Source organism: Pseudomonas sp. S3_C06, assembly GCF_054667675.1.
Genome location: NZ_CP162747.1, coordinates 6,021,264 through 6,035,898 on the forward strand (window position 1 = coordinate 6,021,264; position 14,635 = coordinate 6,035,898).

Sequence of the window (14,635 nt, forward strand, 5' to 3'; positions counted from 1 at the left end):
CATATAGCTCTGCTTGGGCTCAGCGCAGCGCCATCACCCTTACTCGTTCAAATCCTTGACCAGATAGTCGCCGACAATCTGCGAAACACCGGTCAACGCGGTGCGTACCAGTTCCGGTTCAGTGCGATAGCGCAGCGGCTCATAACCGTAGGTGTTGGCGCCGTTAAACGCGGTGATCGGCTCGTTGCGCTGCCAGATCAACTCGTCGCCGCGCTTCATCACGCCGTTGACCGCGATGGTCGGGTAAACCACGCTGCTGAAGCCCTGGGTCAGGGCGAAGCCCCAGTTGAATACGGTCAGTTCAATCTGCGCGTCCGCCGGTTCGTTGTCGCCGACGATTTTGAAGCGGCCGCTGGCGGCGAGTTTTTCTTCGAAGCTCGTTTTCACCAAGTCGCCGAGGTTGATGTTGGCGGTTTCCATGTTGTACAGGATCGCATCGACGGTCGACATGGAGGCCAAGTCGCCGGCCTTCAAACCAGCGGCAAAACCGGCACCGCCGAGTGCCGCTGTACCGATTTTGCCAGCGCCCGCCGCCAGACCTACGCCGGTGCCGACGCCCGCGCCAATGGCGGCGCCCCATGCTTGTTCGCGTCCCATATAGCTCATTTCCCGGGGTTTCCATGACACCGCGAGGATTTTCACGGTGTGGATTTGGGTACGGTATTCGGGCTTGAATTTCTGGTTGGCGCATCCGGCCAGGAACAGAATGGCGAACATCAGGACAGCGATCTTCTTCATGAAGGACTCACAACAAGAAACGGACTTGCGGAGGTTGTCGTCCGCATGCAGGAATTCTGAAGGGGTAGTGGATATTAATGTGCCACTATTGCGGCGATCGAGTTCCGGCGCCTGAATTCAGCTGCTGCCAGGACGTGGAAGTGCGCATCGGAAAACTCGCTGGACACACGCACAGCCCCACAAGCTAGCGTCTCGCGCTCTAATGCGAGAGACCTGTCATGGATGACCTGTTGACTACATTATCCAGGCGCATGAAATATCTGGTGTGCACGTCGTTCGCGGCGCTGTTGGCCAGTCAGCCGTTGCTGGTCCTGGCGGAAAACGTCAACGGGAAAACTCTCTATTCCCAGTGATGCGCGGTGTGCCAGACGTCACCAATCCCGGAACCAATAAAACCGGACAGCTTTCGCCGTCCGGGTTTCCAACGTCAAAAAGATCGCAGCCTGCGGCAGCTCCTACACCGATTATCTGTAGGAGCTGCCGCAGGCTGCGATTTTTTGCTGTTAGCGGTTAAACCGCTCCACCAACGAGTACTGCGTATTCGCCGTTTTGGTCAGCTCTTCACTCAGCAAAGCCGAGTTATGCGCTTGCTCGGAAGTCTGATCCGCCAGCTCCGAAATATTGCTGATGTTGCGGCTGATCTCCTCAGCCACCGCACTTTGCTCTTCCGTCGCCGCAGCAATCTGCGTGGTCATGTCGGTGATGTTGGCCACCGCTTCACTGATCCCGACCAGCGCCTGATCCGCTTCCAGCACTCGCGCCACACCTTCTTCGGCCTGACGATGCCCGGCTTCCATGGTCTGCACGGCGCTCGAAGCCGTCTGCTGCAACTTGGCGATCAGGGCATGAATCTGCCCGGTCGATTCGCTGGTGCGCTGCGCCAGTTGACGCACTTCGTCAGCCACCACGGCAAACCCACGACCCATCTCACCGGCCCGTGCGGCTTCGATCGCCGCGTTGAGGGCGAGCAGGTTGGTCTGGTCGGCGATGCCTTTGATCACATCGACCACGCCGCCGATTTCGTCGCTGTCCTTGGCCAGTTGGGTGACGGTCAAACCGGTTTCCCCAACCACCACGGACAAACGCTGAATGGCTTCGCGGGTTTCGCCGGCGATGTCACGACCGCGACCGGTCAGGCGATTGGCTTCCTGAGTGGCGTCAGCAGTGCGTTGTACGTGGCTGGCCACTTCCTGAGTAGTGGCGGCCATCTGGTTGACGGCGGTGGCGACCTGTTCGGTTTCCACGCGCTGACGTTCCAGGCCGGTGGAGCTGTTGTGCGCCAGGGCGTCGGACTGTTTGGCCTGATCGGTCAGGTGCTCGGCGGTGTCCTGCAGACGGGTCAGGCAGGTTTTCAGGCGAGCTTCCTGGCTGAGGATCGACATTTCCAGACGCGCCTGGGCGCCACGGCTGTCGGTGTACATCTGCGCGATCAGCGGGTCGGAGGTGGTCTGCTCGGCCAGGCGCAGCAGGCGTTTGAGCCCGCGTTGCTGCCATTGCAGGCCCATCAGGCCCAGCGGCACCGACAAACCGGCGGCGAGGGCGAAGCCCCACTGCGAGTTCAGGGTGGCGCCGATCACGAAGCTCAGTTGGCTGACCAGAATGAACGGCAGCCAGTCTTGCAGCACTGGCAGCCATTTATCGCTGGAAGGGATCGCCGACTTGCCTTGGTTGATGCGTTGGTAGAGCGCTTCGGCGCGGCGGATCTGTTCGGCGGTAGGTTTGATCCGCACCGACTCGTAACCGACCACCTGATTGCCGTCGAACACCGGTGTGACATAGGCGTTAACCCAGTAATGGTCACCGGTCTTGCAGCGATTCTTGACAATGCCCATCCATGGCAAGCCTTGTTTCAATGTGCCCCACATGTGCGAAAACACCGCAGCCGGGACGTCGGGGTGACGCACCAGGTTGTGCGGCGCACGGATCAGTTCTTCACGCGAAAACCCGCTGATCTCGACGAAAGCGTCGTTGCAGTAGGTGATCACGCCCTTGGCATCAGTTGTGGAGATCAACCGCTGCTGAGCCGGGAAAGTCCGTTCGCGTTGTGTAATGGGCTGGTTGTTACGCATGGTTTTTCAATCCGCAAGGCTTTGAAAGGTTGTCGGCGGTGACAGCTTTTTATTGAAATTTTTTTCAATAATCAGCACGGCGTCGCAAAACGGCGCTTGCTTCAGCCGACGAGCATCGGATAGGTGAACAGGCCGAAATGCAGCAGGTTCAGGCCGAAATGCGTGGCGATCGCCGCGCCGAGTCCGCCAAAACGGTAGGCCAGACCATAGCCGACGCCCGCCAGCCCTGCCAGCAACACCCAGGTCCAGCCTGCGCCGGCATGTACCAGACCAAACAGCAACGAGGCCAGCAGCAGGGCGAGGTTTTCACCGTACGGCAGGTGTTTGAAACGCTGGCTGAGGCCGCCCTGTATATAGCCGCGAAACAACGCTTCTTCGACCAAGGTCACCAGCAGCAGGTTGTTCAGCACCCACAGCCATGCCTGTTCCGGCCACTTCGGCGCCCAGGCGATCACGCCCAGCAACAGTGCGCCGCCAAGGGCTAGAATCGCGCTCAGCGTCAGGGCGAGGGCGGTGGCGTAGACGCTCAGACGCAATGAACGGCGCCCGACAATCCACGGGCACACCAGCAGCAGCCAGAAACCAATCAGCGGTTTATCAAGATTCAGGTACATCGCGAACGGCACGGCGTTGTCGGTGAAGCGCTGCGGATCGATGGCGCGCCCGTTGGCAAACCCCGGCAACCAGTGCAACGCCAACGCCAAGGCGAGCACGATGAACAGGCCATGGCCGAGAAACCGTGCGACCGGAACCTGTTGCTGGCGCACGGCAAAACCGGCGAACACCAGTAATCCAACGGAGATCAACGCCAGCCAACCGAGGTGGCCGTAGCTCAGCGCCCATCCGTAACCGAGGCTGAGAAGCGCCAGATAGAGCCATGGCAAAGCCTTCATCGAAAGTCCCTGTGCAAATTTGTGGAAGGGCTTTCTACACGCGTGGGGGCGTGGGGACAAGTGAAGCTGTGGCGGAATGTGGGGACGGCAAACAAACCCTCGCCACACACAAATCCCATGTGGGAGCGAGCCTGCTCGCGAAAGCGGTCGGACAGACAACATTGATGTCGACTGATCCGCCGTCTTCGCGAGCAGGCTCGCTCCCACATGGGATTTGTGTAGCGCTTGGGATCAGTGCAGGTTAAGTTTCGCCGCAGCACGCTCGGTGATTTCCGTGCGCAGCTTCAGCGATGGCGCTGCACGCAAACGTGCTTCATCGACAATCGCACCCGGCGCAGTCTCCGGGCTGCCTGCGTTGAACGGCGGCGCCGGAGCATATTCCAATTGCAACTGGATCAGTTGCGCCGCGTCAGCACCCACCAACTCTTCCGCCAGCACCAAGGCAAAATCAATCCCTGCCGTAATCCCGCCGCCGGTAAACAGATTACCGTCACGCACCACCCGATCCTTCACGGCAATCGCCCCCAGCGTCGGCAGCAGATCGTGATACGCCCAATGCGTGGTCGCCCGTTTGCCTTGCAGCAAACCCGCTGCGCCAAGGACCAGCGAGCCGGTGCACACCGAGGTCACATACTTCGCTTGAAGAGCCTGGCGTTTGACGAAGTCCAGCGTCTGCGCGTCTTCCATCAATGGCCCGACACCGCCGCCACCGGGAATGCAGATCACGTCCAGGCACGGGCAATCCTCGAACGTGGTGGTCGGTTTCAGCAGCAGACCGGTGCTGGCGGTGACCGGCATCAAATCCTTCCAGATCAGATGTACTTGCACGCCCGGCAGCGAGGCGAGCACGTCATAGGGCCCGGTCAAGTCAAGTTGCTGAACCTGCGGAAACAACAGAAAACCGATCTGCAACGTCATCGTTCTTGCTCCATTAAAAGGGGTGGACGGCTTCACTGTAGGCGCGTAGGTTCTGGCGCATACGCCAATAACCCCACGAATTACGCCAAATGCCCAAAGCCATCCACGTACTCGCGTTCGCCAACATGCAGATCCTCGATGTCACCGGGCCGTTGCAGGTGTTTGCCTCGGCCAATGACCTCTGTCGTCAACGCGGTTTGCCCGTGCCCTATGCGCCGTCGGTGATTGCCAGCGAGGGCGGGGCGGTGATGTCCTCGGCGGGGCTGGCGGTATTGGCCGAACCGCTACCGCTGGAGCCCAGCGACACGCTGATCATCGCCGGTGGCTGGGGCATTTATCCTGCCGCCGAAGATGTGGCGTTGGTGGATTGGGTGCGCGAACATGCGGCGAAATGTCGGCGCGTAGCGTCAGTGTGCACCGGGGCATTTTTGCTCGCGGCCAGTGGCTGGCTCGACGGTCGTCGCGTCGTCACCCACTGGACCCGTTGCGAACAATTGGCGCAGCAACATCCGAAACTGCAAGTCGAGGCCAATCCGATTTTCATCACCGACGGCCCGGTATGGACCTCGGCGGGTGTCACCGCTGGCATCGATCTGGCACTGGCGATGGTTGAAGAGGATCTGGGCAGCGACATCGCCCTGGACGTCGCCCGGCACCTCGTGGTGTTTCTGAAACGTCCGGGCGGGCAATCGCAATTCAGCGTGACCTTGTCCTTGCAGAATCAGGGCAATCGTTTTGATGAGTTACATGCGTGGATCGCCGAGAACCTCACCTGCGACCTAGGCGTCCCGACGCTCGCCGAGCAGGCTGGCATGAGCGAACGCAGTTTCGTCCGCCACTACCGCGCTGACACCGGCCAGACCCCGGCGCGGGCGATCGAATTGATCCGCGTCGAAACCGCCCGGCGCTTGCTCAGTGATACCGGTCTGCCGGTGAAGCGGATCGCCGCCAATTGCGGGTTTGGCAGTGAAGAAACCTTGCGCCGCAGTTTCCTGCGGGCGATTGGCGTGACGCCGCAGGCTTATCGGGAGCGGTTTTCGGTCAGTGCTGCACCCGATCCGGTGATGCCTTGAGGGTTTCCAGCGGGGCTGCTTCGGGTTCAGATAAACTGCGCAGCTAATTCTGCCGACCGACTTCAAGGACGATGCATGTCACTCAAACCGTTGCTTGCTCTGCTGGTACTCGTCGGGATGCTGGCCGGTTGCGCCTCGCCGCCCCCGTCACTGCCGGATACCCCGCAACGCCGTGAACTGATGGAGCGCATGTTTGCCAAGTCGACGATCATGCTGTCGTTCAAGGAACTCGAAGCACGAGCTGCCGCCGAGCCGGGCGAACCAAAGCGCCAAGTCAGCGCAGACGAAGCTTTGGCCAAACATAAGCAACAAATGAATGTCGACCTGCCAGCCGCGTACTGGCAGCAGCGCCGCGCCAACCTCGCGCAACTGATCGATGCCAGGGCCAAGGGCGAAGCCGTCGGTCTGGCGGCGTACAAAGAGAAGTACTTCGAGCAGTTGTCCCAGGCTCCGACGCCCATGCTAGCGGCTCTGGCCAATGCACCGCGGATGGACGTGCTGCCAGAGTTTCCATTAGTGCTGCCGAACGATCATCAACTCAGTTACTTCTACCTGATGACCGTCGCGGAAGAGACGTTCTGGGAGATTGAGCAGTTTTACCAGCACATGGCCGATCTGGATGCACAGTACGGCGTGTGCGCGCTGTACCCGGGTTGCTACCGACCGGACTTCCGCACGGCTAAGCCTCGGCTTCCGCCACCTGATTGAAATACTTGCTCCGATCCGGGGTAAACGTCACCCGCATCTTCGTCCGCGAGCAGGTCAGCGAACGCTCTTCACTCAAATCGATATCCAGGTCCTCGCCGCGCAACCCTTGCCACTGCGCCAGATACTTCAACGAGCCATATTTTTCGTTTTTCTTCAGGCTGCGGCTCACGCCACCTTTCCAACCGAGTACCGGCAGTTCGCCGGCGAGGCATTTTTGCGCGAGGTCGGGGAAGCGGGTGGCGCGCTGGCGGCCGATTTCCCAGCATTTGATCAGACCTTTGTCCGCGGCTTCCCAGAGTTGGGTGCGAGTCAGGCCGCTGCGAAGGGGCGTGTCGATGGTGCGCTGGACGTGCTGAGACATTCTGGTTCCTTGAATTCGGGTTTTATTGGACAGCTCCGCTGTGCCCGTTGCGGTGGATGGTAGGGGCGGATGTAACAGCTGGCAACAGGGTATTTCCGGGTGTGACTGCGAGTTGCGGGGTAGGGATGACAGGGGGGATGTTGAGCCGCTGTAGTCCGCAGGTGTGTCCAACTGTGGTGAGGGGTTTTATCCCCGTTGGCCTGCGCAGCGGCCCCAAAGTCAGAATCCCCGGTACTTCTGGATGAATGAGTTGGATGGTTTGGGGGCTGCTGCGCAGCCGAGCAGGAATAAATACCCTCGCCACAGGGATCCTACAAAGTCATCGTTTTGTGGGGTATTTCCTACAACTACTGGCGAACATTACGGCTGCCACTCACTCTTTTCCCCGCTCAAGCGCCGATCCAGAAAACTCGCCGCACTGATCAACGCCAGATGTGTCAGCGCTTGCGGCGTATTGCCCAAGTGTCGACCATGGCTGTCGAATTCCTCTGCATAGAGGCCCAGCGGGTTGGCATAACGCAGCAATTGCTCAAACTCCAGATGGGCTTTTTCCACCTGCCCGGCGCGAGCCAGGCATTCGACGTACCAGAACGAACACGCGGCAAACGCGCCTTCGGTGCCAGCCAGACCATCAATATTGCTGTCGTCATTGCGATAGCGATACACCATGCCGTCGCGCACCAAGGTCTTTTCGATGGCTTCGAGGGTCGACAGCCAGCGTGGATCCTTGGCGCTGACGAAGCGCACCAGTGGCATCAACAGCATCGAACCGTCGAGCGCGGTGCCGCCCTTGTACTGGACGAAATGCCCGCGCTCTTCATCCCAGAAATTGTCCCAGATATCGGCGTAAATCGCCTGTCGGGTCTGGTCCCACTGGGCGAACGGTGCCGGCAGCGAGCGCTTCGACGCCAAACGAATCGCCCGGTCCAGCGCCACCCAGCACATCAGTCGAGAATGCAGAAAGTGGTGCTGTTCACCGCGCATTTCCCAAATGCCGACATCCTTGGTCTGCCAGGTCTCACAGACTTGATCGACCACTTCGCGCACGTGTTTCCAGCCTTCGTGGGAAATCGCGTCGCCATATTTGTTGACCAGATACACCGCGTCCATCAGCTCGCCAAAGATGTCGAGCTGGATCTGATCGTAAGCGCCGTTGCCGATGCGCACCGGTTTTGCGCCGCCGTGACCGGACAGATGATCCAGTTCGGTTTCCGGCAATTCCTGTTGTCCGTCGATGGCGTAGAGAATATTCAGTTTCATCGGCTGGCCACAGCAGTCGCTGACCCGTCCGCGCAACCAGCCCATGTAGGCGTTGGCCTCGCCGACAAAGCCCAGGCGCATGAACGCGTACACCGTGAACGAGGCATCGCGGATCCACGTGTAGCGATAATCCCAGTTGCGCTCGCCGCCCGGCGTTTCCGGTAGACCGAAAGTGGCGGCGGCGAGAATCGCGCCATGTTTGCGCGACGTTAGCAGTTTCAACGCGAGGGCCGAGCGGTTGACCATTTCCCGCCAGCGGCCGCGGTAAATCGATTGACCGATCCAGTCGCGCCAGAACTTCAGGGTGCGCTCCATGCACAAGTGTCCGGCGCCTTCGGCGAATCGTGGATCATCGGTGGCACCGAGCATGAACGCCGCCGTTTCACCTTGCTTGAGGGTGAATTGCGCCACCGCCGCTTGCGCGTCGATCTGCATCGGCTGGTCTGAAGCCAGGCGCAGTGACGGTTGGCCGGCAGCGCTGAACGTCACGTCTTGTTGATCCATCTGTGCTCGGGTGTCGGCTCGGGCGTAATCGTGGCGCACGGCGCAGCGCATCGTGAAAGTCGCCGACCCGCTCACTACACGAACCCGCCGCATCAGTAGCGGCAGGGCATCGTCACTGTCTCCGATAGGCAGCAGATCCGTGACTTCCACCACCGCCCGCTCGCTCAGCCAGCGGGTTTGCAGAACATTGGTGTCGGGCAGGTAGATCTGCTCGCGGCGCGCGTCGGGCAAGTCCGGCGCCAACTGGAAAATCCCCGCGTCCGGGGTATCCAGCAACGAACAGAAAATCGACGGGCTGTCGAACTCCGGCCAGCAGAAAAAATCCACGCTGCCGCGATCATTGACCAGCGCTGCACTGCGCATGTCGCCGATGATGCCGTGGGCGTCGATCGGGCTTTGTCGTTCCAGGTGATGCTCAGCCATTGCCGCGAAACTCCGGATAGAGGCTCATGCCGCCGTCGATGAACAGGGTGGTGCCGACGATGTAGTCGGCGGCGTCGGAGGCGAGAAAGACCACCGCGTTGGCGACGTCCTCGGCATCGCCGATGCGTCCGTAGGGAATCAGTTCGAGCAGCTTTTCAGCGGCCGCGCCTTCGGTGGCGTCTTGATTGATCGCCGTGCGAATCGCTCCCGGGGCGATGCCGTTGATACGAATGCGTTGGTGGCTGACTTCCTGCGCGAGGGTCTGCATCAGTTGGTCGACGCCACCCTTGGACGCTGCATAGTTGACGTGCCCGGCCCAGGGAATGCGCTGGTGCACCGAACTCATGTGGATGATCTTGCCGGCCGCGCGGGACACGCCTTCACGAACGCCTTGGCGATTGAAGATCCGCAGTGCGGCGCGGGCGCAGAGGAATTGGCCGGTGAGGTTGACGCCGATCACCGCGTTCCAATCGTCCAGCGACATATCCACAGCGGGCGCGTCTTTTTGCATACCCGAGTTGGCCACCAGAATATCCAGTGAGCCGAAGGCATCGAGGGTTTCGGCGAACAGCCGTTCAACCTCGTCTTCCTTTGATACGTCGGCGCGGATGGCGATGGCCTGGCCACCGTCGGCGACGATCTGCCGGGCAAGTGCTTCGGCAGGTTCGGCCTGTCGGTTGTAGTTGATGACCACTGCAGCGCCGGCAGCCGCGAGGGCCTTGGCGGCGGCGTGACCGATGCCAGAACTGGCGCCGGTGATCAGGGCTACCTGGCGGGTAAGGGAGATCTGCATGAGTGTCTGGGCCTGAAGCTTTGTCTTCAATAGCTGACTGGCCAGCGCAGGCGAGAGTTCAGTGAAAAGTCTCTACACCCTCCTGGCCCAAATGCGCTGTGAGGCAGTTGAGCGTTTTATAGCGACCATTCAGATGTGGTAGCGCGCACTGTGTTTATGCCACTCCAGGTTACCCGCCACCCAAGTGGTCAAGCCCTTCAAATAGCGTTTGGTCAAAGGTGCGGCATTGTTCAGCAGTTGCTTTTCGAGCGTTGAGTATTCCTGCATGACGGCATCATGAATATCCGCCGCTTTATCGATGGCCTCTTGCAGCGAGCAGTGATGTCTGGCCGCCAGAAGGTAGGGAAGCTTGAAGTCTCCCGTTTCCTTGAGGTGCTCCTTGTACGCGGAATACAAGTCATTGACCAAAGTCGTGGCCAGTGCCGCCAAGGCGCTGATGCGATGAATCTGTGGGTGGGAATACAGGTTGGCGGGTACTTCGTAGCCACCAATAACATCAATCAGAACCTGACAAGGCCAGAAGCTGTTGACCTGTCGGCTGGCCAGATATTCGGCGATAGTGGGTTGGGTACCGTAGATACGCCACGGGGCTTCGGCAGCCATGGTGACAAACATGGCAATGGTGATTTGCCGTACTCGAGCCACTTGTGATGGGGTGGAGAATTGCCCCACGCGTTTCATGTAAGACAGCAAGCCCCTGATTACCGGGTCGCACGTTTGTTGTTGCGAAAGTTCTTCATCGAAAGGCGCAGGCAAATACACCGGATCGATTGCCGTAATGGCGAACGACAGCATTTCGGCCACTTTCTCGGGGCGGCCACCGAGCGATAGGTCGTCACAATAATGGTCATCCACGGCGAACAGTGCCGCGAAACATTGCGCAGCGAGCAGTAACCTGTCCGGATCGTCCGTGTCGGCATGGCACAACATCGCGTAGCGACCGAAGTCACTGGCGCGCAGTTTTTCGTGTTTACCGGCAAAGATACCCACGCTCGGTATCCACGCCATAAGACGCTCATTGACTTCCTGGCCCAGCGCCTCATCAATGCGTGTCGGGGAAGGACAGAAAAGGCTGCGCACGACAAAGGGCGAAACGGCGCTGCGTGGTTGTGCCGTGAAGGTGGGTCGATTCATGGTCTGCTCCTTTTACACCGCTTGCCTCGGGACACTGGATGCAGTCGTCGGGTCTGAGCAATGTTCTCAACCTGCGAGTTCCTGCCTGGGTAACGTTGGGTATATGAATGCGCTTTGTTGGAAGACGAAGCACCTGTCAGGTCTGACAGGTACGCATGATTTGCGACGAATGGTTGCGTTGCCAACAGCTGGCGGCTGAAGCTGCAAGTGTGAAAAAACGGTACTGGCTTCATTTGCATTTCAGGCCTTCACATTCCACCAACAATTGCGCGCTTCCACGCCCCCCGAGCCTATGGCAACTTGGCGGCCCTTGATGAGGCTGTACCCATGGCAAACCCCTACCGCGAATTATTCACCGCCCCCGGCGCACGAAATTTTGTGCTGGCCGGGATGATCGCGCGCATGCCGATCTCCATGACCGGTATCGGCGTGATCACCATGCTTTCTCAGTTGAAAGGTGGTTATGCGTTGGCCGGTGCGGTGGCAGCGATGTTTGCCTTGGCCACGGCGTTTTGCGCGCCGCAGGTGTCGCGTCTGGTTGACCGTTATGGCCAGCGAAAAATTCTCCCGATATCGGCGTTGATCGGCGGCGGGGCACTGTTGATGTTGCTGCTCTGCACCCGCTTGCAGGCACCGACCTGGACGCTGTTCATCTTCGCCGCGCTGGCCGGGTGCATGCCGAGCATGTCGGCAATGGTGCGGGCGCGCTGGACCGAGATCTATCGTGGCCAGCCGCAATTGCAGACCGCGTATGCGTTGGAATCGGTGCTCGACGAAGTCTGTTTCATCGTCGGCCCGCCGTTGTCGGTGGGGTTGTGTGTGGCGGTGTTCCCCGAGGCCGGGCCGTTGGCGGCGTTGCTGGCGCTCGCGATTGGTGTCACGGCGTTCGTCGCCCAGCGCAGCACCGAGCCGGCGGTGCATCCGCAGGAGTCGCATCATCAGGGTTCGATCATTGCATCGACGGACATTCAGCTACTGCTGGCGTTGATGATTGCCATGGGCATCATCGTCGGTGTGATTGATGTGGTCAGCGTCGCGTTTGCCCAGCATCAAGGGCAGCCGGCGGCGGCGAGCATCGTCTTGTCGGTTTACGCCATCGGCTCGTGCCTGGCCGGTATCGCCTTCGGCGCCATGCGTTCGAAACTGCCGTTGCCGCGGTTGTTTTTGTACGGCGGCGTGGCGACAGCGGTGACGACGTTGCCGCTGTTATTGGCGAGCAATATTTTCGGCTTGTCGGTGGCGGTATTCATCGCCGGGCTGTTTTTTGCGCCGACGCTGATTGTGGCGATGGCGTTGATCGAGCGCATCGTGCCACCAGCCAAACTGACGGAAGGCCTGACCTGGCTGGTGACCGGTTTGAGTATCGGCGTGGCTGTGGGGGCGGCCGGCTCCGGTTGGCTGGTGGACGCTTTCGGCGCACGCAGCGGTTTCTGGCTGGCGATTGCGGCCGGGGCGGTGGTGCTGGGCTCGGCAATACAGAGTTACCGCCATCTGAAATGAAATCACCATTGTGGGGTTACCAGCCCCGTCCCGAATTCACCCAGAAATTCACCGACAGTGATGTCGACACCGACTCCACCTGATGGAACCAGCCCTCCGGCAAAAACAGCAAATCCCCAGCCTCCAGCGTTACGCGCAGGAAGGTCACGTCCCGAGCGGAGGGGAAGCGCTCGTAGTCCGGCGCATCGGGGTTGAAATCACAACCATCCAGACCGCCCTTGGGCGCCGTCGACCAGGTGCCCAAGGCTTCACGATGATGCGGCGCAGCGAGGGTGAATTTCTTCTGCCCCCAGACCTGCGCGAAGAGGTTGTCGGTGTCGTCACGATGCAACGGCGTCAACGTGCCTTTCGGCCCGATCCAGATACGCGGCGGGATGAATAACGAGGCGTCGAAGTAGGCCGGGTATTTGATCTGTTGCATCAACTGCGCCGGCAGGATGTTGTTGCCCATGTAGGCGGGTGGTTCGCCATTCGCACCTTTGACCGCCGGTTGATCCAGCGAGGCGATGAAGTCGGCCATCGACGTGGAGCGGAAATCACGTTCGGTGGAGAAGGTCTTCTTCACGTAGTCGCCATGGCGAGTGATGCCTTGCAGCTCGGCGAAATGCACCAGCGACTCTTCACGGCTGAGCTTGAACAGTGGCCAGTCGTGCAGCGCATTGCTGACCACCACCGGAATGCCATTGGGCAGGTAGCGGCTTTTGAATTCGGCAACCGACAGATCACTGCGGGCAAGGCGTTCGATGCTGCTTTGGATCGGCAGGCTGGCGGTGAGTTTTTCACTGAAGCGTGGCGGGGTCGGGTAGCGCTTGTTCATGTCGACTTTTTCCGCCACGGCGCCACCGTGCATCGCATGTTCGATGATCTGCGGCAGCATCGTTGCCAGGCCCATGTTGCCGCCGATCTTCAGGCGCCCGCTGGCGAACAGCTCTTCGACGTTGGCCATGCCGCTCATGATCCCGAGAAAGTCGCGCTCGGCGACTTCAATGGTCACGTCCGGGCTGGCGTGGCGTCCGGGCACGGTGCGGCTGCTGGCCTTGACCTCGGACCAGTAGGCCTGCTGCGGACCAAACACGAATTGAAAAACGCCTTCGATGCCGACGGCGCCGGCATTGGCGAACAGTTTGCCCAGGATGCTCTGCAGGTCCACGGTGATCCCTCATTATTGGTTTTGGCCTGAACAGTTAACGAGCGCCTGTTGGGGGAATTTACTGGTCGATGACTAATTTACCCGGCGTGGGATCCGTCTCTCTCTACAGATGAATTTTTCGAGGAAAGCGTGGTGACCAAGCTGACCCTGCTGTGCCTGCCGTATTCCGGCGCCAGTGCCATGGTCTACAGCCGCTGGCGGCCGAAACTGCCGCAGTGGCTACACTTGCAACCGGTTGAGCTGCCGGGACGTGGCGCACGTTTTGGTGAGCCGCTGCACACCGACATGCGTGGGCTGGCGATGCAGCTGGCCAAGGAATTGCGTCCGACACTCAACGCCCCTTATGCGCTGTTCGGCCACAGCCTGGGCGCGTTGCTGGCCTGCGAAATGGCGCACGCCCTGCGTGCACTGGGTTGCCCGGAACCGGTGGCGCTGTTCGCTTCCGGCACGGCGGCGCCGACCCTGCGTGCCGATTACGATCGCGGCTTTGCCGACCCCAAGACCGACGCCGAGTTGATCGAACAACTGCGCACGCTCAATGGCACCAGCGAGGAAGTGCTGGCCAACGAAGAGCTGATGAGCCTGACCTTGCCGATCCTGCGCGCGGATTTTCAACTGTGCGGCAAGTTCGAGCCGCTGGCGCGACCGCTGCTCAACTGCCCGGTGCATGTGCTCGGCGGCAAGGCTGATCGCGCCACCACTGAACAATTGATCGGCTGGAGCAAGGAAACCCGCGGCAGTTTCTCGGTGGACATGCTCGCCGGCGGGCACTTCTTTATTCATGAGCATGAAGCCAAAGTGCTCAAGGTGATCAAGGATCAGCTCGATGTGCATCATCGCCGCCACGCCATGGCCGCGACTGCCTGAACACCTTATAACCTGTGGGAGCGAGCCTGCTCGCGAAAGCGTCGCAACAGTCAGCATTTTCATTGCCTGACATACCGCTTTCGCGAGCAGGCTCGCTCCCACCTTTGATTTGTGGTGCCCGAGAAATCCCCGCTCTGCCTCCCGCCTGACAGTTCTTCTCATTCGCTAATTTTTCCGGTCTGCATTCGTTTTATAGGGACGACGTGCCTTTGTGCTTCCTGCCTACTGATCCGGATGCTGAGAA

General features: G+C 60.1%; 14 protein-coding genes. 5 read left to right on the top strand and 9 right to left on the bottom strand.

Going from position 1 to position 14,635, the window contains the following annotated elements:
- Positions 1-39: 39 nt before the first annotated feature.
- Complete coding sequence (locus AB4N44_RS26810; protein ID WP_460111374.1) at positions 40-738, bottom strand: hypothetical protein; 699 nt, start codon at positions 736-738, stop codon at positions 40-42.
- Between the two features lie 218 nt (positions 739-956).
- On the opposite strand from AB4N44_RS26810, the gene AB4N44_RS26815 reads away from it, so the two are divergent.
- Positions 957-1,091, top strand: coding sequence for a hypothetical protein (locus AB4N44_RS26815; protein ID WP_283242354.1), 135 nt, complete (start codon positions 957-959; stop codon positions 1,089-1,091).
- 150 nt (positions 1,092-1,241) lie between these two features.
- On the opposite strand, the gene AB4N44_RS26820 is transcribed toward AB4N44_RS26815, so the two are convergent.
- From AB4N44_RS26820 to inhA, 3 genes are all read right to left on the bottom strand, one after another.
- Positions 1,242-2,807 (bottom strand): methyl-accepting chemotaxis protein, encoded by a 1,566-nt coding sequence (locus AB4N44_RS26820; protein WP_064389791.1) that lies wholly within the window; start codon positions 2,805-2,807, stop codon positions 1,242-1,244.
- Positions 2,808-2,908: 101 nt separating this feature from the next.
- The gene (locus AB4N44_RS26825) at positions 2,909-3,700 is read right to left on the bottom strand and encodes a CPBP family intramembrane glutamic endopeptidase (RefSeq protein WP_460111371.1); all 792 of its coding nucleotides are present in this window, start codon (positions 3,698-3,700) and stop codon (positions 2,909-2,911) included.
- A 231-nt stretch (positions 3,701-3,931) separates the two neighbouring features.
- A complete protein-coding gene (gene inhA, locus AB4N44_RS26830) occupies positions 3,932-4,618 on the bottom strand; it encodes an isonitrile hydratase (protein WP_460111370.1) in 687 nt (228 codons plus the stop codon).
- Positions 4,619-4,707: 89 nt separating this feature from the next.
- On the opposite strand from inhA, the gene AB4N44_RS26835 reads away from it, so the two are divergent.
- A complete protein-coding gene (locus AB4N44_RS26835; protein WP_095120091.1) occupies positions 4,708-5,691 on the top strand; it encodes a GlxA family transcriptional regulator in 984 nt (327 codons plus the stop codon).
- A gap of 75 nt (positions 5,692-5,766) precedes the next feature.
- Entirely contained in the window at positions 5,767-6,399 is a 633-nt protein-coding gene (locus AB4N44_RS26840) for a hypothetical protein (RefSeq protein ID WP_460111368.1), read from the top strand.
- Here the strand turns inward: AB4N44_RS26840 and AB4N44_RS26845 are convergent.
- The 4 genes from AB4N44_RS26845 to AB4N44_RS26860 all read right to left on the bottom strand — a co-directional run bounded on the left by AB4N44_RS26845 (position 6,371) and on the right by AB4N44_RS26860 (position 10,874).
- Entirely contained in the window at positions 6,371-6,760 is a 390-nt protein-coding gene (locus tag AB4N44_RS26845) for a hypothetical protein (RefSeq protein WP_223027931.1), read from the bottom strand. The two genes, AB4N44_RS26840 and AB4N44_RS26845, sit on opposite strands and share 29 nt — an antisense overlap.
- Positions 6,761-7,120: 360 nt before the next feature.
- A complete protein-coding gene (locus tag AB4N44_RS26850; RefSeq protein WP_460111366.1) occupies positions 7,121-8,947 on the bottom strand; it encodes a glycoside hydrolase family 15 protein in 1,827 nt (608 codons plus the stop codon).
- On the bottom strand, positions 8,940-9,740 hold the full coding sequence (gene fabG / locus AB4N44_RS26855) for a 3-oxoacyl-ACP reductase FabG (RefSeq protein ID WP_095120095.1): 801 nt from the start codon (positions 9,738-9,740) through the stop codon (positions 8,940-8,942). The genes AB4N44_RS26850 and fabG overlap by 8 nt, the downstream gene beginning before the upstream one ends.
- 129 nt (positions 9,741-9,869) lie before the next feature.
- Positions 9,870-10,874 carry a terpene synthase family protein gene (locus AB4N44_RS26860; RefSeq protein WP_223027933.1) on the bottom strand — a complete coding sequence of 335 codons (1,005 nt, stop codon included), beginning with the start codon at positions 10,872-10,874 and terminating at the stop codon, positions 9,870-9,872.
- A 327-nt stretch (positions 10,875-11,201) separates the two neighbouring features.
- Here AB4N44_RS26860 and AB4N44_RS26865 point away from each other — a divergent pair, with 327 nt between their 5' ends.
- Positions 11,202-12,374 (top strand): MFS transporter, encoded by a 1,173-nt coding sequence (locus AB4N44_RS26865; protein ID WP_460111364.1) that lies wholly within the window; start codon positions 11,202-11,204, stop codon positions 12,372-12,374.
- Between the two features lie 16 nt (positions 12,375-12,390).
- On the opposite strand, the gene AB4N44_RS26870 is transcribed toward AB4N44_RS26865, so the two are convergent.
- Positions 12,391-13,524: a cupin-like domain-containing protein gene (locus AB4N44_RS26870; RefSeq protein ID WP_460111362.1), complete on the bottom strand. Its 1,134-nt coding sequence runs from the start codon at positions 13,522-13,524 to the stop codon at positions 12,391-12,393.
- A 129-nt stretch (positions 13,525-13,653) separates the two neighbouring features.
- On the opposite strand from AB4N44_RS26870, the gene AB4N44_RS26875 reads away from it, so the two are divergent.
- On the top strand, positions 13,654-14,391 hold the full coding sequence (locus tag AB4N44_RS26875; protein ID WP_460111360.1) for a thioesterase II family protein: 738 nt from the start codon (positions 13,654-13,656) through the stop codon (positions 14,389-14,391).
- Positions 14,392-14,635 lie beyond the last annotated feature (244 nt).